The following is a 24,820-nucleotide window of genomic DNA, read 5'->3' as shown; positions in this document are numbered from 1 at the left end:
ACGGCAGAACATGAACGGCGGGAGGAGACGATGAGACTGGACGGCAAGATCGCGCTCGTGACGGGGGCTGGCAGCGGCTTCGGTGCCGGGATCGCCCAGCGCTTCGCCGCGGAGGGCGCCAAGGTCGCCTGCGTCGACATCGACGGCGCGGCGGCCGAGCGTGTCGCCGCGGCACTCGGCGACAATGCCATCGCGATCGCCGCCGATGTCGGCTTGGCCGCCGACGTCGCCGCCAGCGTCGCCGAGACGCGGCAGCGCTTCGGCGTGCCGAACGTTCTCGTCAACAACGCCGGCACCACCCATCGCAACAAGCCGCTGATGGAGGTGACCGAGGAGGACTTCGACCGGGTCTTCCGGGTCAACGTGAAGTCGATCTTCCACTACGTCCGGGAAGTCGCCCCGCTGATGCGCGACGCCGGCGGCGGCGCGATCCTGAATGTCAGCTCGACGGCGGCGCTGCGGCCGCGCCCGGGGCTGACGTGGTACAACGCCTCCAAGGGGGCGGCGAGCCTCGCCTCGAAATCCCTCGCCCTGGAACTGGCGCCCTGGAAGATCCGGGTGAACGCCCTCTGCCCGGTCATGGGCGCCACGGGGCTCCTCGAGCACTTCATGGGCGTCCTCGACACGCCCGAGAATCGCGACCGCTTCATCGCCACGATCCCGCTCGGGCGCCTGTCGGAGGCGAGCGACATCGCGGCGGCGGCCCTGTTCCTCGCCTCCGACGAGGCGGCGTTCATCACCGGCGTCGATCTGCCGGTCGACGGCGGTCGCACGGCCTGAGGAGTTCCCGATGGAATCCTATACCGAGATCCGCGAGGCGGTCGCCAAGCTCTGCGCCGGCTTCCCGGGACCGTACTGGCGGGCCCTCGACCGTGAGATGGCCTACCCGACCGCGTTCGTGAACGCGCTGACCGAGAGCGGCTACCTGTCGGTGCTGATCCCCGAGGCGTACGGCGGCTCCGGCCTGCCGCTCTCGGCCGCCGCCGCGATCCTCGAGGAGGTGCAGCGGGCGGGTTGCAACGGCGGCGCCTGCCACGCTCAGATGTACACGATGGGGACGCTGCTTCGGCACGGCTCGGAGGCGCAGAAGGCCGAGTACCTGCCGGCCATCGCGGAGGGCCGCCTGCGGCTCCAGGCCTTCGGCGTGACCGAGCCGACCTCCGGCACCGACACCGGCAGCCTGAAGACGACGGCGCGCCTGGAGGGCGACCACTACGTCGTCAACGGCCAGAAGATCTGGACCAGCCGCGCCGAGCACTCGGACCTGATGCTGCTCCTCGCCCGCACCACGCCGAAGGCCGAGGGCATGAAGCGCACGGACGGGCTGTCGGTGCTCCTCGTCGACATGCGCGCGGCGAAGGGCAACGGCCTCACGATCCGGCCGATCCGCACCATGATGAACCACGCCACCACCGAGGTCTTCTTCGACAATCTCCGGGTGCCGGCGCAGAACCTCATCGGCGAGGAGGGCAGGGGCTTCCGCTACATCCTGTCCGGCATGAATGCCGAGCGGATCCTGATCGCCGCCGAGTGCGTCGGCGACGCCAAGTGGTTCATCGACAGGGCCCGCGCCTATGCCGGAGAGCGGTCCGTGTTCGGCCGGCCGATCGGCGCCAACCAGGGTGTGCAGTTCCCGATCGCGAAGGCCTACGCGAACATGCGCGCGGCCGAACTCATGGTCCGCGAGGCGCTGACCCTCTACGAGGGCGGCGCCAATCCCGGGGCCGAGGCTAACATGGCCAAGATGCTCGCCGCCGACGCCTCCTTCGAGGCGGCCAACGCCTGCATCCAGACCCATGGCGGCTTCGGATTCGCCGAGGAGTACGACGTGGAGCGCAAGTTCCGCGAGACGCGCCTCTATCAGGTCGCCCCGATCTCCACGAACCTGATCCTCGCCTACCTGTCCGAGCACGTCCTCGGCCTGCCGCGGTCGTACTGAGATGACCGATCTCACTGCCTGGATCGGCCGGACGCGAGAGGCGTCCGACCTCGTCACCCCGCGCCTCCTCGCGGAGTTCCGCGCGACCTTCGCGCCTCACCTGGCGCCGGTCTCCGACGGGATCGCGCCACCGGCGCTGCACTGGTGCCTCGCGCCCGAGACGCCACCGGCCGATGCCCTCGGTCCGGACGGCCACGCCGCCAAGGGCGGCTTCCTGCCGCCCGTGCCGCTGCCCCGGCGGATGTGGGCGGGGGGCGAGATCGAGACGGGCTCGGGCCTGCGCGCGGGGGACGCGGTGACGCGCACCGAGACCGTGCGGGACGTCGCCTTCAAGAGCGGTCGGAGCGGGAGCCTGTGCTTCGTCACCGTCGACCACACGGTGGCGACAGGACGGGGCGTCGCGATCCGCGAGCGGCAGGACATCGTCTACCGCGAGGCGGCGGGTGCGCAGACCGGAACAAGTGCTGCGCCCGAGCGCGACGATCCCGAAGCATACGCGGCGATCTGGGACGTATCGGCGACGCCGACGCTGCTGTTCCGCTACTCGGCGATGACTTTCAACGGCCACCGCTTCCACTACGATCAGCCCTACGCGACGCGGGTGGAGGGCTACGCCGACCTCGTCGTTCACGGCCCGATGCAGGCCACGCTGCTGATGAACCTCGCCGCGACGCTCCTGGGACACGGGCCGCGGAAATTCGTGTATCGCGGGGTGTCGCCGATGACCGCCAACCAAATCTTCCGGGTCTGCGGGCGAGTCTGCGGGACGGTGTTCGAGGGCGTGACGCTCGACGCGGCGGGCCATGTCTGCATGCGGGCCCGGGGCGACGCGTGAGAGGCCGGACCGCTCGGTCCGCGCCTGGGATCAGCCGGGGATCAGTGCCGTCGGCGCGCCGCGCGTGGCCGGCGGCGTCGCATCGGCCCGCGGATGCGTCGACGGGCCGAGTGGGGCGCGGGCCGCGCGGACGCGCGGCCCGCGCCGAGCGGGCTCAGGCCAGCTTCAGACCGACGTTGACGTTGCCGCGGGTCGCGTTGGAGTACGGGCAGACCTGGTGAGCGGCGTCGACGAGCTTCTGCGCGTCGGCGCGGTCGAGGCCCGGCAGGCTGATCGTCAGGTCGGCGGTGATGCCGAAGCCGCCCTCGGAGCGCGGGCCGATGCCGACTTCTGCGGTGACGCTGGTGTCGGCCGGGACCTTCAGCTGCAGCGACGGCGCGACGGCCTTCATGGCGCCCAGGAAGCAGGCCGAGTAGCCGGACGCGAAGAGCTGCTCCGGATTCGCGCCCGGACCGCCCGCGCCGCCGAGCTCCTTCGGGGTCGAGAGCTTGACCTCGAAGCTGCCGTCGGCCGTCCGAGCGGCGCCGTCGCGGCCGCCGGTGGCAGTGGCGGAGGTGCGGTACTTCACGTCTACGGGCATGGGACTCTCCGGTTTGGGGGATGCCGCCGGCATGTAGGTGCCGACTCGCTTCCGCACAGCCCAGTTAGATTGCGCGCAATCTAATTTCAAGGGTCGATCAGCGCGAAGCGGTCGACATCCACGAGACCCCGGTCGGTGATCTTGAGGTGAGGAATGACGGGCAGGGGCAGGAACGCGACCTGCAGGAAGGGCTCGGGGAGGACGACATCGAGGCTTCGCGCCGCGTCGCGCAGGGTTACGAGGGATCGCCGGATGGTTTCGAACGGCATCAGGCTCATCAGGCCGGCCACCGGCAGCGCGATCTCGGCCAGCACGCGGCCGCCCTCGACCACCACGAAGCCGCCCTCGATCTCTCCGAGCCGGTTCACCGCCACGGCCATGTCGGCATCGTCCGCCCCGACCACCGTGATGTTGTGGCTGTCGTGCCCGACCGACGAGGCGATGGCCCCGCGCCGGAGGCCGAATCCTTTGACGAACGCGACGCCGATGCCGCGCCCGCCCGGTGCCGTGCGGCCGTGGCGCTCGACGACGGCGACCTTGATGACGTCCTGACCCAGGTCGATCCGGCGCTCGCCGCCGGAATAGGGCAAGGTGAGGTCGTGGCGCAGAGTGATGATCTTGCCGGGCACCACCCCGATCACCGGCGTCGACGGACCGGAGCCCGGCGCGGCAAAGTCCGCCGCCGTCACGCGCCGCGCCCGCACGCTCCGGCGACCGATTGGCTCGACCGGCGCGCGCGCGTCGAAGAGCGCTGCGTCGACCGGGCGCCCCGCGCTGAGCACCCGCGACACCGCGCAGGCGGCGAGATCGTCGAGGACCACGAGATCGGCGCGCTGGCCGGGCGCGACGAGGCCCCGGTCGTGCAGCCCGAAGGCGCGGGCCGCCGACCAGGACGCCGCGCGGTAGGCGGCCAGCGGCGGCACGCCGAGGGCGATGGCCGTGCGGACGACGAAGTCGAGATGGCCCTCCTCGGCGATGTCGAGGGGATTCCGGTCATCGGTGCAGAAGGCCAGGAACGGCGCCGTCCGCTCGGTCAGGATCGGCGCGAGGGCGTGCAGGTCCTTGCAGACCGAGCCCTCCCGGATCAGCACGGTCATGCCCTTCGAGAGCTTCTCGCGGGCCTCCTCGGGCGAGGTTGCCTCGTGCTCGGTGCGGATGCCGGCGGCGATGTAGCCGTTGAGCCCGAGGCCGCGCAGGAGCGGCGCGTGCCCGTCGATGTGCCGCCCTTGGAAGGCGGCGAGCTTGTCCAGCACGCCCGGATCCGCCGCCAGCACGCCCGGGAAGTTCATGAACTCGGCGAGGCCGATCACCCTCGGATGGGCCGCGAAGGGGGCGAGATCCTGCGCCTCGATCCGGGCGCCGGAGGTCTCCAGATGGTCGGTGGCGGGGACGCAGGAGGAGAGCTGCACGCGCAGGTCCATCGCCAGGGTCTCGGCGGATCTCAGGAACCACGTGAAGGCGTCGGTGCCGAGCACGTTGGCCATCTCGTGCGGGTCGCAGATCCCGGTGGTGACGCCGTGCGGCAGGACGCACCGCTCATATTCCTGCGGCGGCATCAGCGACGATTCGACGTGGAAATGGGTGTCGATGAAGCCCGGCACCACGACCTTGCCGGACACGTCGATCTCCCGGGCGCCGCGGTACTGCCCGAAGGTCCCGACGATCCGGTCGCCGCAGATCGCGATGTCGGAGGCGACGAGGTCGCCCGTGACGAGGTCGAGGAAGCGGCCGCCCTTCAGGACGAGGTCGGCGTCGACGCGGCCCTGACCCTGCGCGATGGCCCGCCGGAGGAAATCCACCTGTGTCATCGCGAGTCGCCCCTCCGCCCTGCCATCCGCCAGAAGCATGCCACGGGTGCCAGCCCCTCCGCGACGCTTGCGGATGCGCGGGCGCGGGCGCAGAAGCCGCTCACCTTTGAACTGGTCGAAGCTCTCGATGCCCGCCTATCGCTCACGCACCACCACCCACGGCCGCAACATGGCCGGCGCCCGCGGCCTCTGGCGCGCCACCGGCATGAAGGACTCGGACTTCGGCAAGCCGATCATCGCCGTGGTGAACTCCTTCACGCAGTTCGTGCCGGGCCACGTCCACCTCAAGGATCTCGGCCAGCTCGTCGCGCGGGAGATCGAGGCGGCCGGCGGCGTCGCCAAGGAGTTCAACACCATCGCGGTCGATGACGGCATCGCGATGGGCCACGACGGGATGCTGTACTCGCTGCCGTCCCGCGAATTGATCGCCGATTCCGTCGAGTACATGGTCAACGCGCACTGCGCCGACGCGATGGTGTGCATCTCGAACTGCGACAAGATCACCCCCGGCATGCTGATGGCGACTTTGCGCCTCAACATCCCGACCGTGTTCGTCTCCGGCGGCCCGATGGAGGCCGGCAAGGTCCAGCTGCCGGGCATCGCCAAGAAGGTCGACCTCGTCGACGCGATGATCGCCGCCGCCGACGACCGGATCTCCGACGAGGACGTCGCCGTCATCGAGCGCTCCGCCTGCCCGACCTGCGGCTCCTGCTCGGGCATGTTCACGGCGAACTCGATGAACTGCCTCACCGAGGCCCTCGGGCTGGCGCTGCCGGGCAACGGCTCGGTGCTCGCCACCCACGCCGACCGCAAGCGCCTCTTCGTCGAGGCCGGCCACCTGATCGTCGATCTGGCCCGCCGCCACTACGAGCAGGACGACGCCGGCGTGCTGCCGCGCGCGGTCGCGAGCTTCCGGGCGTTCGAGAACGCCATGACCCTCGACATCGCCATGGGCGGGTCGACCAACACGGTGCTGCACCTGCTGGCCGCCGCCCACGAGGGCGAGGTGCCCTTCACCATGGCGGACATCGACCGGCTGTCGCGGCGTGTGCCGGTGCTGTGCAAGGTCGCCCCGGCAGTGGCCAACGTCCACATGGAGGACGTGCATCGCGCCGGCGGGATCATGGGCATCCTGGGCGAGCTCGACCGGGCCGGCCTGATCGACACCAGCGTCGGCAACGTCTCGGCCGGGACGCTCGGCGCCGCGCTCGCCCGCTGGGACGTGCGCGGCGAACCGGCCGCCTCGGTGAAGACCTTCTACCAAGCGGCGCCGGGCGGCGTGCCGACCCAGGTGGCGTTCAGTCAGGAATCCCGGTTCGACGCGCTCGATCTCGACCGCGAGGGCGGCGTCATCCGCGACGCGGCACACGCCTATTCGCAGGATGGCGGCCTCGCCGTGCTCTACGGCAACCTCGCCGAGCAGGGCTGTATCGTGAAGACCGCGGGCGTCGACGCCTCGATTCTGACCTTCACGGGCACCGCCCGCGTGTTCGAGAGCCAGGACGCGGCCGTCGACGGCATCCTCAACGGCAAGGTGACGGCGGGCGAGGTCGTGCTGATCCGCTACGAGGGTCCCCGCGGCGGTCCCGGCATGCAGGAGATGCTCTACCCGACGAGCTACCTGAAATCGAAGGGGCTCGGGAAGGCCTGCGCCCTCGTCACCGACGGGCGGTTCTCCGGCGGGTCGTCGGGCCTCTCCATCGGGCACGTCTCGCCGGAGGCCGCCGAGGGCGGCCTGATCGGCCTCGTGCGCGACGGCGACCGGATCGCCATCGACATCCCGAACCGGCGAATCCAGCTCGAGGTCGACCAGGCAGAACTGGATCAGCGGCGCAGCGCCCAGGAGGCTGCGGGCTGGCAGCCGGCGAAGCCGCGCAAGCGCAAGGTCAGCGCGGCGCTGCGCGCCTACGCTCTGCTCACGACGAGCGCGGCGCACGGCGCGGTTCGCCGGGTCTGATCAGCGGAGTTCGAGAACCAGGGCGGTGATGGCGGCCAGCAGCGCCGCCGCTGCCACCGCGAGGCCGGTGAGGCGCGCGCGAAGGGACCCTGTCGTCTCGGCGGGCGGTTCTCTCGCGGGCAGGACGGGCCCGGCATCCGGGATCCGCCCCAGGGCTCGGAGCATCAGCGGCTCGATCGCCGCGTAGCCCGCCGGGCTCAGGTGAAGCCCGTCCGTCCCGTAGTCGGGCCGGAGCCCACCGGTCTCCGTCGCCAGCACGGCGTGATAGTCGATGAACGTCGCGCCATGCTCGTGGGCATGGTCGCGGAGCCACGCGTTGACCGCCGCGATCATGGCGGGTGCGTCCCGCACCTCCGGGTTCCACGGGATCCCGTCCACCGGCGTCAGCGAGCCGATCCAGGCCTTCACGCCCAGGGCGCGGGCCTCGTCGAGCATGCCGGCGAGCGTCCGGCAGATCTCCTCGACCGGGACGAAGACGCCCTCGTTGCGGCCGATATCGTTGACACCGCACAGGAGATGCACGCCCCAGGCTTCGGTCTCCGCGAGGTCGCGGGCGAACCGCATGGTGATCCAGCGCGCCGTCTGGCCGGAGCCACCGCAGGGGATGAGGTCGTAAGCCTCGAAGGTGCCGGCTCGATGGAAGCCCCAGAGCTCCGTGATCGAGTCCCCGACGAAGACGATCGGTCCGGCCATGGCTCAGGCAGGCGTCGCCATGCCGATTGTCTCGATCACCTCCGCCTGGAGGCGGTCCGCCATCATCTGGCGCCCCTCCGAGGTCACGTGGACGATGTCGGTGAACAGGGGACGGGTCTCGGCCTCGAACAGCCGGCTCAGATCCCGCGCCGCGAAGACCCGATCGGCCGCGTCCAGTCGCCCGAGGACGCTCTCGAAGCGCTCGTACTGGCGGTCGAGATAGGCGAGGAACGCGCCGGACGCGACGCCGGCCTCCGCGGCCGCGTGCGTCTCCTTGCGGACGACCGTCGGCTGCAGGAGAAACCGCACGGGTGCGCCGATCCCCGGCGCGAGCCGCGCGAGGCGCTTCAGCGCCAGCTCGAACTGCCGCACCACCTCCCATTCCCAGATGTCGGACTGCCAGTTCGTCAGCGCGCGCAGGTTCTCGAGGCGGTTGAAGATCATCGCCTGCAGGCCGTCATACGACAGGGCCCCCGCGTCGTCGGCGGACTTCCTCGGATCGAAGAAGTAATCGTACAGGCTCTCGTTCGCGAAGTGATTGTATGGGACGCCTGCCCGCGGATCGAAGCTCCAGGGCTGGAAGATGTCGGTCGCGCCGCCGACGATCAGGATGACGTCGGGCTGCAGGTCCATCAGCCGCGTCGTGATCAGGGCGATCATCTGGTTCAGGCAGGCCGAGACCGCGCCGAAATTGTACACCCGCGCGCCCGGCCCGTGCGCCTGGTTCAGCCCGGTCTCCAGCCGCCCGGGCACGGTGTCGGCGAAGACCTGGCCGTCGATCAGGGTGCTGTCGCCGACCACGAAGACCCGCAGCGTCTCGGAGGGCGGCCGCGCGTCCGCGTGCGCGTCGTTGCGGTACCCGAGGGCGTCGTAGCGCCATCCCTGACCGGACGCCTCCGTCAGCGGCTTGCCGGCGAAATGCGCGTAGGGTGCGGGAAACCGGCTGTTGGCGTCGAAGTTCTGGAAGCTCTGCAGGAACTTCCGCCGTCGCGCGTCCGCGCTGTCGTCGGGCGGCCGGTGGGCCATGGTCCGTCTCCTCCCCGGGCGGGGACCCGGTGGCTGTGCGATCATCGGTGAACCGAGCGGCGGGGCGGAGGGCCCGCTCAGCTCCGCAGGGTCGCGTGGTTCTCCAGGAACCAGCCGTAGGTCTGGCGCAGGCCGTCCTCGAGGGCGATCTCCGGTTGCCAGCCCATCGCCCGCAGCCGCGACACGTCCATCAGCTTGCGCGGCGTGCCGTCCGGCTTGGTCGCGTCGAACGCCAGTTCGCCCGCGTAGCCGATCACCCGCGCGAGCGCCTCGGCGAGCTGACGGATGGTGCAATCCTCGCCGGTCCCGACGTTGATGTGCGACAGGTCGGGGCGGGTGTTCGCGGCGTAGACCGCGTCGTCCATCTCCATCACGTAGACGCTGGCCCGCGCCATGTCGTCGACGTGCAGGAACTCGCGCATGGCGCGGCCGGTGCCCCAGACCGTGACCTTCGCCAGACCCTCCTGCTTCGCCTCGTGGAAGCGGCGCATCAGCGCCGGCAGCACGTGGGCGTTCTCGGGATGGAAGTTGTCGTTCGGCCCGTAGAGGTTGGTCGGCATGACGCTGCGATAGCGGCGCCCGTACTGGCGATTGTAGCTCTCGCACATCTTGATCCCCGCGATCTTGGCGATCGCGTAGGGTTCGTTGGTCGGCTCGAGCAGCCCGGTGAGCAGGGCGTCCTCGCGCATCGGCTGCGGGGCGAGCTTCGGGTAGATGCAGGACGAGCCGAGGAACAGCAGCCGGTCGACATCGTGCGTGTGCGCGGCGTCGATCAGGTTCGACTGGATCAGCAGGTTCTCGTGGATGAACTCGGCCGGGTAGGTGTTGTTGGCGTGGATGCCGCCGACGCGGGCGGCGGCGAGGTAGACCTGATCGATGCGGTTCTCGGCGAAGAAGCGCCGGACCGCCGCCTGATCCAGGAGGTCGAGGGTCCGGCGGTCGGCCGTGAGGATCCGCTCGTGACCGAGCTCACGCAGGCGACGCACGATCGCCGAGCCCACCATCCCCCGATGGCCCGCCACGAAAATGGTCTGACCTCGACCGTCCATCACGCAACCGTTCCCTGCCGAAAGCTCGGAATTCCAAGCCCCTATAGCCCCTTTGCGGCGCGATATCGCCGCGCAAACACGCGTTTTCTGAGGCGGGCCGCGGCGCCCGCGCGGGCGCTCGCGGACAGCGTCACTGTACGCGAAACGACGGATCCAAATACAACCGAAAGTTAGCGTTAATCATTCTACCAGAAGCTGCATCTCGTACCTGCTCACCGACCAGCGGATGGCAGGGCCGGTTCGGAAACGCCCCCGGCCGCGCAGCAATGGAGTTCCAGATGCGTCCCTTGACCGTCGTCCCGGCTGTGCCGCGGACTGCGATGCTCTCTGCCATCCGTCCGGGCGCCGCCCGCGCGATCCCGATCGCAACCGGCCTCCTCCTCTGCACCGCCCTGGCGACGCCCGCCCGGGCACAGCTCCTCCGCGGCACGCTCGATACAACCACGAATGGCATCCTCGGCACCGGGCTGACCGTCGGCACGAGCAGCCCCGGTAGCGGGGTCCTCGGGACTGGCCTCAATGTCGGGACCACGACCGGCGGCAGTGTTCTCGGCACCGGCGTGACGGTGGGCACCACCGCTCCCGGAAGCGGAGTACTCGGAACGGGGCTCAACGTCGGGACCACCGGCGGGGGCGTGCTCGGGACCGGCGTGCTCGTCGGCACGACCGGTCCGGGAGATGGGCTGCTCGGCACCGGGCTCACTCTGGGAACCGCGGGCGGGACCGGGACCGGAGGCTGCGGCACCTGCGGCGGCGGTGGTGCGACTCCCGGAGGCGGTGGTGGGACTGGCGGAGGCGGAACCGGTGGTGGGGGAACCGGAGGCGGCTCCAATCAGGGCATCTACATCATCACCGGCAACGTGACGCAGTCCCAAGGTCAGACTGTCATCAACGAGCTGAGGCTCTCGCAGCTCACCAGCGTCACGGGCGTCGCCGCCAACAACACCAGCAACCAGGCCGCGCCGATCGCCGTCGGCAGCGACGCGCTGGCCGTGGGCTACGGCTCGAGCGCGGCCGGGACCGCCTCGACCGCCGTCGGCACGGGCGCCAGCGCGGCCAACACCGGCAGCGTCGCCCTCGGCTACGCGGCGAGCGCCCAGGGGCTCGGCGGAACGGCGATCGGCACGGCGTCCGCGGCGTCCGGGGCCGGGAGCACCGCCCTGGGCTTCGTCGCCGGCGCGACCGGAACCGGCTCGACCGCCGTCGGTGCGGCCGCCTCGGCGGCCGGCAACAACAGCGTGGCGCTCGGCAACGGGGCGGCCGCCAATCAGGCCAACACGATCGCCATCGGCGCCAACGTGAAGACGACCCAGGCCAATCAAGTGGCGATCGGCAATTCCGCCAACACCTACAGGCTGGCCGGCATTGCCTCGCAGGCGAGCGCCGCTGCGCAGAGCGGAGCGACGGCCTTCGTGACCACGGACGCGAACGGCAACCTCGCGGCCTCGGCCTACGGACCCTCGACGATCGCCGGCCTCGGCAACCGGATCGACTCGGTGCAGGCGCAGGTCAACAACCTGGAAGCCAAGACCGACTCGGTCCAGCGCTACGCGATCCAGACCCGCAAGGAGGCCCGGCAGGGCGTCGCCATGGCGATCGCGATGGCGACCGCACCCATGCCGTCGGCGCCCGGCAAGACGACATGGGCCACCAACGGCGCGACCTACCGGGGCGAATGGGCCGGTGGCCTCGCGGTGGCGCACCGGTTGCCGACCTGCTGCGTCCCGATCGCCGTGACCGCGGGCGTGGCCTACGGCGGCGACAACGCTGTCGGCGTTCGCGCCGGTCTCGCGGGCGAGTTCTGAACGGTCTGCGCAGAGATAGGTCGCGCACGTTTCCGGCCTTGCGCGCCGGGAAAGGACCGCGATAGTGTCAACCGATGCTGACACTCGCGGTCGACCACCGGGTTGCGCAAGAGATCGATCGGCGCCCGCACGCCGTCATGGTCGGCTCGGGCTTCGGCGGTCTCGCCGCGGCGGTCCGGCTGGGCGCCCGCGGCTACCGCGTGACCGTGCTCGAGCGCCTCGTGCAGCCGGGGGGACGCGCCCGCGTCCACCGGCAGGACGGCTTCACCTTCGACGCCGGTCCGACCATCGTCACCGCGCCGCAGCTGTTCGAGGAACTCTGGCAGCTCGCCGGTCGCAGGCTCGCCGACGACGTGACGCTAGTGCCGATGGATCCGTTCTACCGGATCCGCTTCGCCGACGGGACGTCCTTCGCCTACAGCGGCGACGTGGACCGGATGCGCGCCGAGGTGGCACGCTTCGCGCCCGACGATGTCGCGGGCTACGAGCGCTTCATGGCACACAGCCGCGCCGTGTGCCGGATCGGGTTCGAGCAGCTCGGTCACGTGCCCTTCGGCAGCGTCGGCGCGATGCTGAAGATCGCGCCGGACCTGCTGCGCCTCTCGGGCCACCGCTCGGTGCACGACGTGGTGGCGCGTTTCATCCGCGACGAGCGGCTGCGGACGGTGTTCAGCTTCCATCCGCTCCTGATCGGGGGAAACCCGTTCCGGGCCAGCGCCATCTACTGCCTGATCGCCGACCTCGAGCGGCGCTGGGGCGTCCACTTCGCGATGGGCGGAACCGGCCAGCTGGTCGACGGTCTGGTGCGGCTGATCCGGTCGCAGGGCGGTCGCCTGCGCCTCGGCGTCGAGGTCGCGCGCATCCGGGTGGAGGAGGGGGCGGCGACGGGCGTGGACCTGACGAGCGGCGAGACGATCGCCGCCGACGTCGTGGTGTCCAACGCCGACTCGGCCGTGACGCACGCGCGTCTGCTGCCGGAGGCGCAGCGATGGAGCCCGGGGCGGTTCCAGCGCGCCCGCTCGTCGATGGGGCTGTTCGTCTGGTACTTCGGCACCGCGCGGCGCTACCCGGAGGTGGATCACCACACGATCCTGCTCGGGCCGCGATACCGCGGCCTGCTCGCGGACATCTTCGATCGCAAGGTGCTGGCCGAGGATGCGAGCCTGTACCTGCACCGGCCGACCGCGACCGATCCGAGCCTCGCCCCGCCGGGATGCGACGCCTTCTACGTGCTGGCCCCGGTTCCCAACCTCGCCGGCGGCCAGGATTGGCAGACCCTCGCCGAACCGTATCGGCGCCGGATCGCCGCGATGCTGGAGGCGAGCGTGATGCCCGGCCTGTCGGAGGCCATCGTGACCTCGAAGGTGACGACGCCGCTGGATTTCCAGGACGACTTCCTGAGCTACCGCGGATCGGGCTTCGGCCTGGAGCCGGTGCTGACGCAATCGGCCTGGTTCCGTCCGCACAACCGGTCGAGCGCGGTCCGCAATCTCTACCTCGTCGGGGCCGGCACGCATCCGGGTGCGGGCCTCCCCGGGGTGCTCTCCTCCGCCCGCATCCTCGACAGCGTGGTCCCCGATGCCCGCGTTACCGCCTGAATTCGCCGCCGCAGCCGACCGGACCGCCTGCCGGATGGCGATCCGGGCCGGCTCGAAGAGCTTCTTCGCGGCCGGCCGATTGCTGCCGGCGGATATGCGCGAGGCGGCCTACGGCCTCTACGCCTTCTGCCGGCTGTCGGACGACCTCGTCGACGATGCGGCGAGCCCGGCCGAGAGGCGCAGCGCCGTGGCGCGGCTCGAGAGCAGGATCGGCCAAGCCTATGCCGGCCGCCCCGCCGACGCCCCGGCTGACCGCGCCTTCGCGGAGATCGTCACGGCCCACGCGATCCCGGAGGCGCTTCCGCGCGCGCTGATCGAAGGCTTCGCGTGGGATGCCGAGGGCCGGCGCTACGCCGATCTCGGGGCGCTCCACGCTTACGCCGCCCGGGTGGCGGGCTCTGTCGGGGCGATGATGGCCCTGATCATGGCAACCCGCGATCCCGACGCGCTCGCCCGCGCCTGCGATCTCGGCGCAGCGATGCAGCTCACCAACATCGCGCGCGACGTCGGCGAGGACGCGCGGATGGGCCGCCTCTACCTGCCGCTGGACTGGATGCGGGAGGCCGGACTCGATCCGGACGCCTTCCTCGCCGATCCGCGGCCGAGCCCGGCGCTGGCCGGCACCGTGGCCCGTCTCCTCGCCGAGGCGGACAACCTCTACGCCCGCGCGGAGGCCGGGATCGCGGTGCTGCCCAGCGGCTGCCGGCCCTCGATCCGGGCGGCGGGGCTGATCTATGCCGAGATCGGCAAGGTCGTGGCGGCGCAAGGCTACGATTCGGTTCGCCACCGCGCCCGCGTCACGACGGGGCGGAAGCTCGCGCTGATCGCCCGCGCGCTCCGCACGCCCGCGGACGCGGCCGGCCTCGGCGCGCCGCCGCTTCCCGAGACGGCGTTCCTGATCGAGGCGGTAACGGCGCAGCCGTTCCTGCCGATGCGCGGGCGAACGCCGCTGCGGCCCTGGTACGACGTCAGCGGCCGGGTCGTGCACGTCCTCGACCTGATCGAGCGGATGCGCGAGCGCGAGGCGTTCGGCCGCTCCGCATCGTCCTGATCGGCGCGGCGGAGGCTCCCGGGTGAGCGATGGAGCGTTCGCCGCCCACGATATCGGCCTCGTCTTCGCCCCCGCGCTGGGCGTCGGGGTCTGGCAGCAAATCGCGGTCCGCTCCAGCATCCGCCGCGATCTGGACGGCGAAGCGGATCGAAGCGACCGCGACGGACGCCGGCCCCTCCAAGGTGTGACGGCTCGGCGCAAACCTCCCCGCGATCCGGCCGCGCTCATCCACCGCGATCTCGCCCTTTCCGGCCGGATACCGCGCCAGGCACGGGCGGATTAGGCCTTCCACGAGGCCCAGGGCGCCTCGACGTTGATGATGTCGCGCCGGCTCACGTCCGACGGCGTCGCCGCCTCGCGAACGTCGACGATGTGCTACGTCGTCGAGCCCTCCGATCTTCCCGAGACGGGCGCGGGTCGTCCCCGTCCTAGTGGCTGGACCTGTCGAGAGCGACGTCGCCCTCCAGCAGACACCCGACCGGGCGCCCGTCCGCGAAGCCGAGCCGCACCCGGATTTCGGACAGGCGGCGCATGGCCCGGCCCTGCAGGATCCGGATCGGACGGTCGTCCGGCTCGATGAGGCCGTCCTGCAGCAGCCCGAAGGCCAGGGCCGCGGCGGCGATGCCCGTGGCGGCATCCTCGGGATAGCCGGACGCGCGGGGGAATTGCCGCGCCTCGAACAGCCGGGCCGGCCCGTCGAGCACGGCGTAGGGATACAGCCCGGTCGAGCCGATCCGCGCGCAGGCGGCCTCGACGGCGTCGCTCGCGGGCGCCAGGGCGTTGAGTGCGGCCGCATCGCGCATCGGCACGAGCGTCTTGACCCGCGAGGTCACGGCGTTGTGGACCGGCCGCGCGGCGAGGGCATCGCGCCCGGACCCGAGCGCCGCCTGGACGTCGGCGCTCTGCTCGTCCGTCAGCGGCCGCACGCGGCCGACCGGCTGCGTGATCGCGACGCTCCAGAGATCCGCGCCGCGCGAGCTCACGAACCCCGTCACGGAGCCGCTGCCGGTCGCGATCCGGACCGACGCTTCCGGAATCCGCCCCTCGCGAGCGAGCACCCACAGGACGCCGATGGTGGCGTGGGCACACATCTCCATCTCGTGGTTCGGCACGAAGAAGCGCAGGCGCAGATCATGGGCGGCATCCTCCGCCGGCAGCGCGAAGCCCGATTCGTGGCCGTAGCGCCGCGCGACGTCGCGCATGACGGACGCGTCGAGGTCCCGCGCGTCGGTCACGACGGGGCAGGGATTGCCGCCCGCGCCCGCGTGCGTGAAGACGTCGACCAGGGTCACGGGCGGCATCGGCCGGATCTCACTGGAGGTGGCGGGTGTAGGTGTCGCCGGCCGCCGCCTTGAGCGCGGCCCCCGCCTCGCGGCCGATGCGCTCTGCCTCCGCGACGAGCCCCTGCCGGGACGCGGCCCAGTGGCGGCTGCCGTCGGGCAGGAACAGAAGCCCGTCGATCCGCAGGCTATCCCCGTCGATCTGCGCGAGGGCCGCGATGGGGGTCCGGCAGGACCCGTCGAGTTCCGCGAGCAGCGCCCGCTCGGCCGAGACCGCGACGGTGGTCCGCTCGCACGCGATCGGCGCCAGGAGGTCGCGGATCACCGCGTCGTCCGCGCGACACTCGATCCCCAGGGCACCCTGCGCCACGGCCGGCAGCATCTCCTCGACCGAGAGGACGCTGCGCGCCATGCTTTCCAGGCCGAGACGCTGCAGGCCCGCCAGGGCGAGGAGCGTCGCGTCGCACTCGCTGGCCTCGAGCTTGCGCATCCGCGTGTTGGCGTTGCCCCGCAGCGGCACGACTCGGAGATCGGGCCGCCGCATCAGCACCTGCGCGCCGCGGCGGAGCGACGAGGTCCCGACCCGCGCGCCCGGCGCCAGCCCCGCCAGACCGTCGGCGTGCGGCGACAGGAACGCGTCCCGCGGGTCGTCGCGCTCGAGGATGCAGGCGATGGTGAGGCCGTCGGGGAGCCAGGTCTCCACGTCCTTCATGGAATGCACGGCGACGTCGACCTCGCCGGCGAACAGGGCCTGCTCCAACTCCTTGGTGAACAGGCCCTTGCCGCCGATCTCGGACAGGGGCCGGTCCAGGATCTTGTCGGCCACGGTGGTCACGACCACCAGCTCGGTCTCCAAGCCCGGATTGGCCGCCACGATCCGGTCACGCACCATCCCGGTCTGCGCGAGCGCCATCGGAGAGCCGCGGGTGCCGATGCGCAGGGGGCGGTTCAACATCTGGTTCCGGATCACTTCGCTGGACGGGACACCGCCTTATAGACCGAGCGCGGCGGCAGGCCACATTCCGTCAACCGGTTTCGGGCCAGGGTCCCGCGGCCGTTCAGTCGGTCCCGCCCCGCTTTCGCCGGACTGCGCGCCTAGCGGGACACGGCGGGTTATCGAGTCAACAGGTCGTATCGCGATGCTGATCATGCCGAGCCGACGGCAGTTCCTGGGCGGGCTCGGCGTGGGGGCCGGCCTGACCGCCGCGACGGGCGTCTACGCCTTCGACGTCGAGCCGCTGCACCGGCTGGTGGTGACGTCCTACGCGCCGACCCTGCCGCGCTGGGATCCGGCGCTGCGCCTGCGGGTGGCGGTGCTGGCGGATTTTCACATCTGCGAGCCGTACATGCCGTTCGACCGGGTGGCGGAGATCGTCGCGGCCACCAACGCCCTCGAGCCGGATCTGGTCCTGCTGCTCGGCGACTACCCGGCCGGGCGAATCGCGTGGCGCAAGCTGCCGCTCGATCAGTTCGCCCGGATGATGACCGAGCTCAAGGCGCCCCTCGGCACGCACGCGATCCTCGGCAACCACGATTGGTGGGACGACCACGCGGTCCAGCGGGCCGGCCGGGGCGTGCCGGCGGTCCGGCGCCTGCTGGAGGCGCAGGGCATTCCGGTGCTGGAGAATCAGGCCGTGCGCCTCGTGAAGGACGGGCGGCCGTTCTGGCTGGCCGGGCTCGGCGACCAGCAGCCGTTCTTGAACGCTTGGAGCACCTTCAGCCTCGCGGACCTGCCGCGAACCTTGCAGGCGGTCACGGACTCGGCGCCCGTGATCCTGATGGCCCACGAGCCCGACATCTTCGTCTCGGTGCCCGACCGCGTGTCGCTGACCCTCGCCGGCCACACTCACGGCGGCCAGGTCCGCCTGTTCGGCCACGCGCCCGCCATCCGCAAGGTGCGCGGGCACGACTATTCCTACGGCCACGTCGTCCAGGACGGCCGCCACATGATCGTCTCGGGCGGCTTCGGGATGAGCCGCATCCCCGTCCGGATGGGCGTTCCGCCGGAGATCGTTCTCCTCGAACTCGGCAAGGCGGACACGTCCGCGGCGGCCAGCTGAGCGGCGGGCGCAACGAACTTCACTGTTGACCCATGTATCAGTGAAGTACACCTCGGTCGCGCGCAATAAATTCTTTTCCTGTGTCCACGTATCCGCGATGCATTCCGGTAATCGTCAGGCATTGACGCTGGTTTGACACGCCGAGATGCCCGTGAGACCGTCCCGCGTCGATTCGATCTGGGGACGCCCATGCCGATTTTGCTCGGCCTCATCGGGATCATCGTTGCGGGACTGTTCTGGATCTTGCGGACGCACGGGACCGTGAAGGGCCTGCAGGAGGTCAACCGGGACACGAAGGGCCTCCAGCGCCGCGCTGTCTCGACCTTCGAGAACCTCGTGGGGACGCCGTTGCAGCGCGTCCGCGATCCGCGCCTGGCGGCGGTCATCCTGATGATCCAGCTGGTCCGAACGGGCAGCCCCCTGACCGCCAGCGAGAAGACACGGATCCTCGAATACATGGAGACGCCGCTGGCGGTGGATCGGATCTCCGCGACCTTCGAGCGGGCCTGGGGCTATACGCAGGCGCGGCTACCGTTCTCGCAGGTCGCCGACACCCTGGCGCCGCTGCTGCGCGACGCGCTGACGCCGGCCGAGCGGGGCGAGCTGATCGCGATGCTGACCCAGGTGGCCGGCGCGCATTCCCCGCCCAGCGAGTTGCAGCGCGAGGGCATCGCCCGCCTCAAGCGGCGCCTCCTCGTCGGAGAGGGACCCGTCCTGGTCCAGAGGCGGGGCGAATCCGCCTGATCCGGATCGGAGCGGGGCCAGGCGCGCCGGAACGCCGCGCCGCTCGCCTTTCCGGATCGCCGCGCTACCTCGCGGGCATGCGCGCGCTCCTGCCTCTCATCGTCTTCACCGCCCTCTCGGCCGGCGCCGGCGCCGCTCGGGCACAATCCTGCGACGCGCTGGTCGACAAGGTCACGGCCGAGACGGAGGCCAAGACGGCCGAGCGCCGGAGCGATTATGCCAGCTTCACCGCCGGTCCGGACATGACCCTGACGCTGGCCTGTGGCGGGCCGGACCTGTCCTCGGTGGGCGCGCAGTTTCGCGGCGCCAACCCGCCGGACCGCTACTACGACCTGTTCGGGCACGCCGGGCACGCGGTGACCGGCATCGACGCCGCCGTGATCACCGAGGCCGCGCATCGTGCCCAGGCGACGGCCACGAAGCTCCGGCACAGCAACGTCGACCTCGGCGGTGCCCGGGTCACCTGTTCGGCGATGGTCTCGCCCGACAAGGGTCCGCTGACGCTGTGCGCGGTGATCGAGAACAGCAACCGGAGCTGAGGCCGGCGGCCACAGCCGCCGGCCCGGGCACCCGCCTCAGAGCGGGATGTTGTCGTGCTTCTTCCAGGGCTGCTCCATCTTCTTGGTGCGGAGCATGCCGAGGGCCTTGGCGATCCGGCGACGGGTCGAGTGCGGCATGATCACCTCGTCGATATAGCCGCGCTCGGCCGCGACGAAGGGTGAGAGGAACCGGTCCTCGTACTCGCCGGTGCGCGCCGCGATCTTCTCCGGATCACCGATCTCGCTCCGGAAGATGATCTCGACCGCGCCCTTCGCGCCCATCACGGCGATCTGCGCCGTCGGCCACGCGTAGTTCACGTCCGCGCCGACGTGCTTCGACGCCATGACGTCGTAGGCGCCGCCGAAGGCCTTGCGGGTGATGATGGTGACCAGCGGCACCGTCGCCTGCGAGTAGGCGAAGAGCAGCTTGGCGCCGTGCTTGATCAGGCCGCCGTACTCCTGCGCCGTGCCCGGCAGGAAGCCCGGCACGTCCACGAAGGTGACGATCGGGATGCCGAAGGCGTCGCAGTAGCGCACGAAGCGCGCGGCCTTCCGCGAGGCGTCCGAATCGAGCACGCCCGCGAGCACCAGCGGCTGGTTGGCCACGAAGCCGACCGTGCGGCCCTCGATCCGGCCGAACCCGGTGATGATGTTGCGCGCGTAGGCGGACTGGATCTCGAAAAAGTCACCCTCGTCCACGACGCGGCGGATCAGCTCGCCCATGTCGTAGGGCTTGTTCGGGTTGTCCGGGATCAGCGTGTCGAGGGACGCGTCGATCCGGCTGACGTCGTCGAAGCTCTCCAGCTCCGGCACGCCGTCGATGTTGTTGGCCGGCAGGAAGTCGAGGAGGCGACGGATCTGCAGGATCGCCTCGACGTCGTTCTCGAAGGAACCGTCCGCGATCGACGACTTGGTCGTGTGAACCTTGGCACCGCCGAGTTCCTCGGCGGTCACGACCTCGTTGGTGACGGTCTTCACCACGTCGGGGCCGGTCACGAACATGTAGCTCGTGTCGCGGACCATGAAGATGAAGTCGGTCATGGCCGGCGAGTAGACGTCGCCGCCCGCGCACGGCCCCATGATCACCGAGATCTGCGGGATGACGCCCGAGGCCATGACGTTGCGGCGGAACACCTCGCCGTAGCCGCCGAGCGCCGCGACGCCTTCCTGGATGCGCGCGCCGCCGGCATCGAAGATGCCGATGATCGGGGCGCGCATCTTCAGCGCCATGTCCTGCACCTTCACGATCTTCTGGGCATGCGCCTCCGAGAGGGAGCCGCCGAACACCGTGAAGTCCTTCGAGAAGAGGAAGACCGTGCGGCCGTTGATCGTGCCCCAGCCGGTGACGACGCCGTCACCCGGGATCTTCTGCTTCTCCATGCCGAAATCGGTGGAGCGATGCTGCACGAACATGTCGAACTCTTCGAACGACCCGTGGTCGAGGAGGAGTTCGATCCGCTCGCGCGCCGTCAGCTTGCCGCGCTTGTGCTGCGCCTCGACGCGCTTCTCTCCGCCGCCGAGCCGGGCCTGCGCCCGACGCTCTTCGAGCTTGTCGAGGATATCCTTCATGGCTGTTCCCGCCCTTCCCCTGCCCGTGGCCTGCGACCCGGATCGGGCCGGGTCCAAGCTTATGCGTTCACCGATCGAGCGCCCTTAGCACGCGGTTTTCGGGTGGCAAACCGACGCGGGGCGCGGCGGGATCAGACCTTCGGGGGATGGGGGATAATGGTGGACGGTGCAGGGATCGAACCTGCGACCTTTCCCGTGTGAAGGGAACGCACTACCGCTGTGCTAACCGTCCGTACCGGCGAGTCGCCTGAGCGCACGCCATCGTCGCTCGCCCTCGGGGGCGCCGCGACCCGGTGGCGGGCCTTCTAGTGCGCGGCAGGCCGCGCCGTCAAGCGCGGCCGGCGATGTTTGGCGACAACCGGACGAGCGCCCGGAAGGCCTGTCAGAACCCGGTTCGCCCGGGCGCGGCGCAGCCGAAGCCGGCCTGGGGCTCGCCATCGTGTGCGCGGGCGAGGTTGACAAGGCCGCCGTGCCGGTGCGCTCTGCGGGCATGCACGATGGCCCAGCGGGCGCGGAGCCCGGCAGCGACGTGACGGCGGAGGGCGCGGCGGGGCCGGGCCGGCCGCGCGTCGCGATCATTTACTGCACGCAGTGCAACTGGCTGCTGCGCGCGGCCTGGATGGCGCAGGAACTCCTCTCGACCTTCCGGGACGACCTCGGCGAGGTCGCCCTGGTGCCGGCCACCGGCGGCACCTTCCGCATCGAGCTGGGCGCGGCCCTCCTGTGGGAACGGGTGCGCGACGGCGGCTTTCCGGACGTGAAGGCGCTGAAGCAGCGGGTGCGCGACCACCTCGACCCGGCGCGCGATCTCGGTCATATCGACCGGTCATGAGGCGAGGGAACGGCGACGAGCCCGCGGGGCGCGGCGGGCCGGGGACGGACCCCGCTTGAGTCCGGACCATCATGCCGAGGGCGCGGGCGTCCCCGCGGTGATCCCCGCGCGCCGTTCCTGGCTGTCGCGGCGGCTGCACCGCTTCGGGCGCAACGGCTTCTCGACCCAGGTCTACCTGATCGCGCTGGTGATCGCGCTGATCGGTCCCGGCCTGCTGTTCACCAGCATCCTGCTGATGCGCTACGCCTCCGCGGAACGGGCGCGGTTCGAGCAGGACGCCCGCGAGAACGTGCGCGGCATCGGCCTGTCTCTGGACCGCGACACCGCCGGCCTCGTGTCGGTGCTGCAGACGCTGGCGACCTCGCCGCGGATCCGGCAGGGCGAGTTCGAGGCGTTCGACGCCCAGGCGCGCCTCGTCCGCGAATCGATCGACCTGGACGTGCTCCTGCGCCGGCCGAACGGTCAGGAGGTGGTCAACACCGGCGTGCCGCGCGGCGCGCCGATGCCGATCGTCACGCTTCCCTTCGACCAGGATCTGGCCCGCGGCACGCAGCGCGCCATGGTGAGCGGCTACGTGCCCGGACCGATGCCGGGCGAGGCCACCTACGCGGTCGGCGTGCCGGTGATGGTCGACGGCGAGGTCGGGTACATCCTGAGCTTCACCGTGCCCCTGTCCCGCCTGCAGGGCATCCTGTCCCGCGAGGTCGTCCCGGGCTGGACGACGGGGATCAGCGACCGGTCCGGCATCGTCCTGGCGCGCCTGCCGGATCCCGAGGCGGTGGTCGGCAAGCAGCGCCTCGCCAGCCTCCGCCAGGTGCAGTCGTCGACGCCCGGCGTCTGGGAGGGCCAGGACCGCCAGCACAAGCCGGTGGTGGTGATCGAGGCGCGCTCGCGGCTGACCGGCTGGATGGTCGCGACCAGCATCCCGCAGGCCCTCGTCGACGCGCGGGTGCGGCGCTGGATCTGGGCCTTCGCGGGGTTCGGCCTGCTGGTGCTCGCCACCTCGTCGCTCCTGGCGGTGAACCTCTGGTCGCGAGTCTCGCGCCCCCTCCGGTTGTTGGCGGCGTCCGGGCCGGCCCTGGCCCGGGGCGAGGCGATCCCGCGCGTGTCGTCGCCGGTGCACGAGATCCAGCGGCTCGGGGTCGTGCTGTCGGAGGCGTCGCTGCGGCTGCGCACGCGGGAGGAGGAGCGCGACCGGGCGCTGGCCGAGACCAAGCGCGGCCTGAGCGCCCTCAGCGAGAGCGAGGCGCGCTTCAGGCACATGGCCGATTCGGCCCCGGCCCTGATCTGGATGACCGACGAGACCGGCGCAGTCAGCTTCGCCAACCTTCATTTCGAGCACCTGTTCGGGCTGCCGGCCGCGCAGTTCAACGATGACGGCTGGCACCAGATCGTGCATCCCGACGACCTGGAGAACTTCCGGACGGCCTTCACCGAGGCGTTCGAGGCCCGGATCCCGTTCCGCACCGAGGCGCGGGTGATCGACCGGACGGGCGCGGTGCGCTGGCTCCAGTGCGAGGGCGTGCCGCGGCTCGACGACGCCCAGAATTTCCTGGGCTACACCGGCTGCAACATCGACATCACCGACACGAAGAACGCCGAGGAGCACCTGCTGCTCCTGATCCACGAGCTGAACCACCGGGTGAAGAACACCCTCGCGACGGTGCAGTCGATCGCGGCCCAGTCCCTGCGCGGGCTGGAGGGCGCGGAGGCCGACGCGGCGCGCGCCGCCTTCGAGGCGCGCCTCCTCGCCCTGGCGCGGGTGCACGACGTCCTCACCCGGGAGAGCTGGGAGGGTGCGGAACTCTCCGCCGTCGTGGCGGACGCGATCCGGCCGCTGGAGGCCGGCGACGGCCGGACCTCGCGGTTCCAGGTCTCGGGACCGGCCCTGCGTCTGCCGCCGCGGCTGGCGCTGTCCATCGCCATGGCCCTGCACGAGCTCGGCACGAACGCCGTCAAGTACGGCGCGCTCTCGACTGAGGGCGGCACGGTCGAGATCTCCTGGACGGTGCGGCGCCTGGAGGAGATGCAGCTCTCGCTCCGCTGGTCCGAACGCGGCGGCCCGCCGGTCAAGAAGCCGACACGGACCGGATTCGGCTCGCGCCTGATCGAGCGCAGCTTGGCGCGCGAGCTCGCCGGCGAGGTCGTGCTGAGCTACGAGCCGACCGGCGTGGTCTGCACCATCGACGCCCCCGTGCCGCCGCCGGGTCTCTTGGAGCGCAAGGGCGTCGCCGCCCCGACGCGGATCGCGCCGCTGCCGCTCGCCGGGTAGGCCGGCCCAGCGCGGCGCCTCCCGTCAGTGATACGGATCCGCCGCGTCGCGCAGACCGTCACCCATGAAGTTGAACGCGAGCACGGTCACCAGCACGGGCAGGACCGGCAGGAGCAGCCAGGGATAGAGCTGCACCGCCGCGAGATTCTGCGCCTCGTTGAGCAGCACGCCCCAGCTGGTCACCGGCGGTCTGAGGCCGAGGCCCAGGAATGACAGGGCTGTCTCGCCGAGGATCATGGTCGGGATCGACAGGGTCGCCGAGGCGATCAGGTGACTCATGAAGTTGGGGATCAGGTGCCGGCCGATCACACGGGTGGGCGAGGCGCCCATCAACTCGGCGGCCTGGACGAAATCCTCCTCGCGCAGGGCCAGGAGCTTGCCGCGCACCGCCCGCGCCAGCCCCGGCCAGTCGAGCAGGCCGAGGATCACCGTGATACCGAAGAAGATCAGCAGCGGACTCCAGTTCGGCGGCAGCGCCGCCGAGAGGGCGAGCCAGAGCGGCAGCTCCGGCAGGGAGCGCACCACCTCGATCAGCCGCTGCACCCCGGCATCGACGATACCGCCGAAATAGCCCGCGATGCCGCCGAAGAAGAGCCCCAGCGCGAATGAGATGGCGACGCCCACGAGGCCGATGGTGAGCGAGATCCGCGCCCCGTAGATCATGCGCGAGAACAGGTCACGCCCGAGCTTGTCGGTGCCGAGGAGGAACAGCGTGCCGTTCTCCGGCGGGCAGACGAGATGTAGATCGGTGTGGACGAGCCCGAGCCAGTCGTAGCCGTCGCCCCGGCAGAGGAAGCGCAATGGCTGCGGGGCGGACGCGTCCACCTTGTAGTCCCGGCGGAACGTGTCGAGGTCCAGGTGGGCCCGGTAGGGGTAGACGAACGGCCCGACGAAGCGGCCCTCGTGGAACAGGTGGACGCCCTGCGGCGGCGCGTAGAGGAAATCGCCGTTGCGGCGGGCCTGCCCGTAGGGCGCCAGCTGCTCGACGAACGGTACCGTGGCGTAGAGCGCGAGCAGGATCAGGGCCGAGGCCACGGCGAGGCGGTGGCGCAGGAACTTCCGGAGGATGAGCCGCCACGCGGAGGCCGTGGCGACCGTGCTCTCGGCCCGGGCCTCGGGCTCGAAGGGTGCCGGATCGACGAAATGTCCGGATGCGGGAAGCGCGTCGGTCATCGCGGGGCGG

At 71.0% G+C, this 24,820-nt stretch carries 22 protein-coding genes and 1 tRNA gene; 13 read left to right on the top strand and 10 right to left on the bottom strand.

What is annotated here, in order from left to right:
• Window positions 1–30 precede the first annotated feature (30 nt).
• Genes J3A75_RS19750 through J3A75_RS19740 form a run of 3 tightly spaced genes read left to right on the top strand, consistent with a single transcriptional unit; the run spans window position 31 to window position 2,774 of the window.
• Window positions 31–780, top strand: a complete 750-nt coding sequence (locus tag J3A75_RS19750; protein WP_070999745.1) for an SDR family oxidoreductase — start codon at window positions 31–33, stop codon at window positions 778–780.
• A 10-nt stretch (window positions 781–790) separates the two neighbouring features.
• Window positions 791–1,939, top strand: a complete 1,149-nt coding sequence (locus J3A75_RS19745) for an acyl-CoA dehydrogenase family protein (RefSeq protein WP_012319805.1) — start codon at window positions 791–793, stop codon at window positions 1,937–1,939.
• Window position 1,940: 1 nt separating this feature from the next.
• Window positions 1,941–2,774: a MaoC family dehydratase N-terminal domain-containing protein gene (locus J3A75_RS19740; protein ID WP_070999742.1), complete on the top strand. Its 834-nt coding sequence runs from the start codon at window positions 1,941–1,943 to the stop codon at window positions 2,772–2,774.
• 154 nt (window positions 2,775–2,928) lie between these two features.
• Here the strand turns inward: J3A75_RS19740 and J3A75_RS19735 are convergent, their stop codons facing one another.
• Window positions 2,929–3,354: an organic hydroperoxide resistance protein gene (locus tag J3A75_RS19735; RefSeq protein ID WP_053620953.1), complete on the bottom strand. Its 426-nt coding sequence runs from the start codon at window positions 3,352–3,354 to the stop codon at window positions 2,929–2,931.
• 86 nt (window positions 3,355–3,440) lie between these two features.
• Window positions 3,441–5,162: an adenine deaminase gene (ade, locus tag J3A75_RS19730; protein ID WP_070999738.1), complete on the bottom strand. Its 1,722-nt coding sequence runs from the start codon at window positions 5,160–5,162 to the stop codon at window positions 3,441–3,443.
• Window positions 5,163–5,289: 127 nt separating this feature from the next.
• Here ade and ilvD point away from each other — a divergent pair, with 127 nt between their 5' ends.
• Window positions 5,290–7,119, top strand: coding sequence for a dihydroxy-acid dehydratase (ilvD, locus tag J3A75_RS19725; protein WP_012319801.1), 1,830 nt, complete (start codon window positions 5,290–5,292; stop codon window positions 7,117–7,119).
• On the opposite strand, the gene J3A75_RS19720 is transcribed toward ilvD, so the two are convergent.
• From J3A75_RS19720 to J3A75_RS19710, 3 genes are all read right to left on the bottom strand, one after another.
• Window positions 7,120–7,812, bottom strand: a complete 693-nt coding sequence (locus J3A75_RS19720; protein WP_209650698.1) for a GDSL-type esterase/lipase family protein — start codon at window positions 7,810–7,812, stop codon at window positions 7,120–7,122. It lies immediately after the preceding gene.
• A 3-nt stretch (window positions 7,813–7,815) separates the two neighbouring features.
• A complete protein-coding gene (locus tag J3A75_RS19715) occupies window positions 7,816–8,838 on the bottom strand; it encodes a lipase (RefSeq protein WP_063110850.1) in 1,023 nt (340 codons plus the stop codon).
• A gap of 77 nt (window positions 8,839–8,915) precedes the next feature.
• On the bottom strand, window positions 8,916–9,887 hold the full coding sequence (locus J3A75_RS19710; RefSeq protein ID WP_116655615.1) for a GDP-L-fucose synthase family protein: 972 nt from the start codon (window positions 9,885–9,887) through the stop codon (window positions 8,916–8,918).
• 320 nt (window positions 9,888–10,207) lie between these two features.
• Between J3A75_RS19710 and J3A75_RS19705 the strand changes: the two genes are divergently transcribed.
• The 4 genes from J3A75_RS19705 (at window position 10,208) to J3A75_RS19690 (ending at window position 14,624) form a co-directional block, all read left to right on the top strand.
• A complete protein-coding gene (locus J3A75_RS19705; RefSeq protein WP_245364411.1) occupies window positions 10,208–11,692 on the top strand; it encodes a hypothetical protein in 1,485 nt (494 codons plus the stop codon).
• Between the two features lie 74 nt (window positions 11,693–11,766).
• Window positions 11,767–13,290 carry a phytoene desaturase gene (locus J3A75_RS19700; protein ID WP_070999735.1) on the top strand — a complete coding sequence of 508 codons (1,524 nt, stop codon included), beginning with the start codon at window positions 11,767–11,769 and terminating at the stop codon, window positions 13,288–13,290.
• Window positions 13,271–14,341, top strand: coding sequence for a phytoene/squalene synthase family protein (locus J3A75_RS19695; protein ID WP_209650696.1), 1,071 nt, complete (start codon window positions 13,271–13,273; stop codon window positions 14,339–14,341). The genes J3A75_RS19700 and J3A75_RS19695 overlap by 20 nt, the downstream gene beginning before the upstream one ends.
• Before the next feature lie 22 nt (window positions 14,342–14,363).
• Entirely contained in the window at window positions 14,364–14,624 is a 261-nt protein-coding gene (locus tag J3A75_RS19690) for a hypothetical protein (RefSeq protein ID WP_209650967.1), read from the top strand.
• A gap of 145 nt (window positions 14,625–14,769) precedes the next feature.
• Here J3A75_RS19690 and J3A75_RS19685 read toward each other — a convergent pair whose 3' ends face one another.
• Both J3A75_RS19685 and hemC read right to left on the bottom strand, forming a co-directional pair.
• Window positions 14,770–15,642 (bottom strand): PhzF family phenazine biosynthesis protein, encoded by an 873-nt coding sequence (locus J3A75_RS19685; RefSeq protein ID WP_209650695.1) that lies wholly within the window; start codon window positions 15,640–15,642, stop codon window positions 14,770–14,772.
• 10 nt (window positions 15,643–15,652) lie between these two features.
• Entirely contained in the window at window positions 15,653–16,576 is a 924-nt protein-coding gene (gene hemC / locus J3A75_RS19680; protein WP_053622164.1) for a hydroxymethylbilane synthase, read from the bottom strand.
• Between the two features lie 184 nt (window positions 16,577–16,760).
• Here hemC and J3A75_RS19675 point away from each other — a divergent pair, with 184 nt between their 5' ends.
• From J3A75_RS19675 to J3A75_RS19665, 3 genes are all read left to right on the top strand, one after another.
• The gene (locus J3A75_RS19675) at window positions 16,761–17,681 is read left to right on the top strand and encodes a metallophosphoesterase (RefSeq protein ID WP_024829683.1); all 921 of its coding nucleotides are present in this window, start codon (window positions 16,761–16,763) and stop codon (window positions 17,679–17,681) included.
• A gap of 189 nt (window positions 17,682–17,870) precedes the next feature.
• Entirely contained in the window at window positions 17,871–18,425 is a 555-nt protein-coding gene (locus tag J3A75_RS19670; RefSeq protein ID WP_024829684.1) for a TerB family tellurite resistance protein, read from the top strand.
• 77 nt (window positions 18,426–18,502) lie between these two features.
• A complete protein-coding gene (locus J3A75_RS19665; RefSeq protein ID WP_024829685.1) occupies window positions 18,503–18,964 on the top strand; it encodes a hypothetical protein in 462 nt (153 codons plus the stop codon).
• 36 nt (window positions 18,965–19,000) lie between these two features.
• Here J3A75_RS19665 and J3A75_RS19660 read toward each other — a convergent pair whose 3' ends face one another.
• Window positions 19,001–20,533 carry an acyl-CoA carboxylase subunit beta gene (locus J3A75_RS19660; RefSeq protein ID WP_012319788.1) on the bottom strand — a complete coding sequence of 511 codons (1,533 nt, stop codon included), beginning with the start codon at window positions 20,531–20,533 and terminating at the stop codon, window positions 19,001–19,003.
• A gap of 157 nt (window positions 20,534–20,690) precedes the next feature.
• Window positions 20,691–20,765, bottom strand: a tRNA-Val gene (locus J3A75_RS19655).
• A gap of 258 nt (window positions 20,766–21,023) precedes the next feature.
• On the opposite strand from J3A75_RS19655, the gene J3A75_RS19650 reads away from it, so the two are divergent.
• Both J3A75_RS19650 and J3A75_RS19645 read left to right on the top strand, forming a co-directional pair.
• Window positions 21,024–21,365, top strand: coding sequence for a SelT/SelW/SelH family protein (locus J3A75_RS19650; RefSeq protein ID WP_245295785.1), 342 nt, complete (start codon window positions 21,024–21,026; stop codon window positions 21,363–21,365).
• Window positions 21,366–21,420: 55 nt separating this feature from the next.
• Window positions 21,421–23,637, top strand: a complete 2,217-nt coding sequence (locus J3A75_RS19645) for a sensor histidine kinase (RefSeq protein WP_012319786.1) — start codon at window positions 21,421–21,423, stop codon at window positions 23,635–23,637.
• 24 nt (window positions 23,638–23,661) lie between these two features.
• Here J3A75_RS19645 and J3A75_RS19640 read toward each other — a convergent pair whose 3' ends face one another.
• Window positions 23,662–24,810, bottom strand: coding sequence for an ABC transporter permease (locus J3A75_RS19640; protein ID WP_024829687.1), 1,149 nt, complete (start codon window positions 24,808–24,810; stop codon window positions 23,662–23,664).
• Window positions 24,811–24,820: the final 10 nt, after the last annotated feature.

The sequence above is a fragment of the Methylobacterium sp. PvP105 genome (assembly GCF_017876975.1).
In the GTDB taxonomy this organism is placed as follows: Bacteria; Pseudomonadota; Alphaproteobacteria; order Rhizobiales; family Beijerinckiaceae; genus Methylobacterium; species Methylobacterium radiotolerans.
This window is presented reverse-complemented; position numbering and strand designations above follow the sequence as displayed.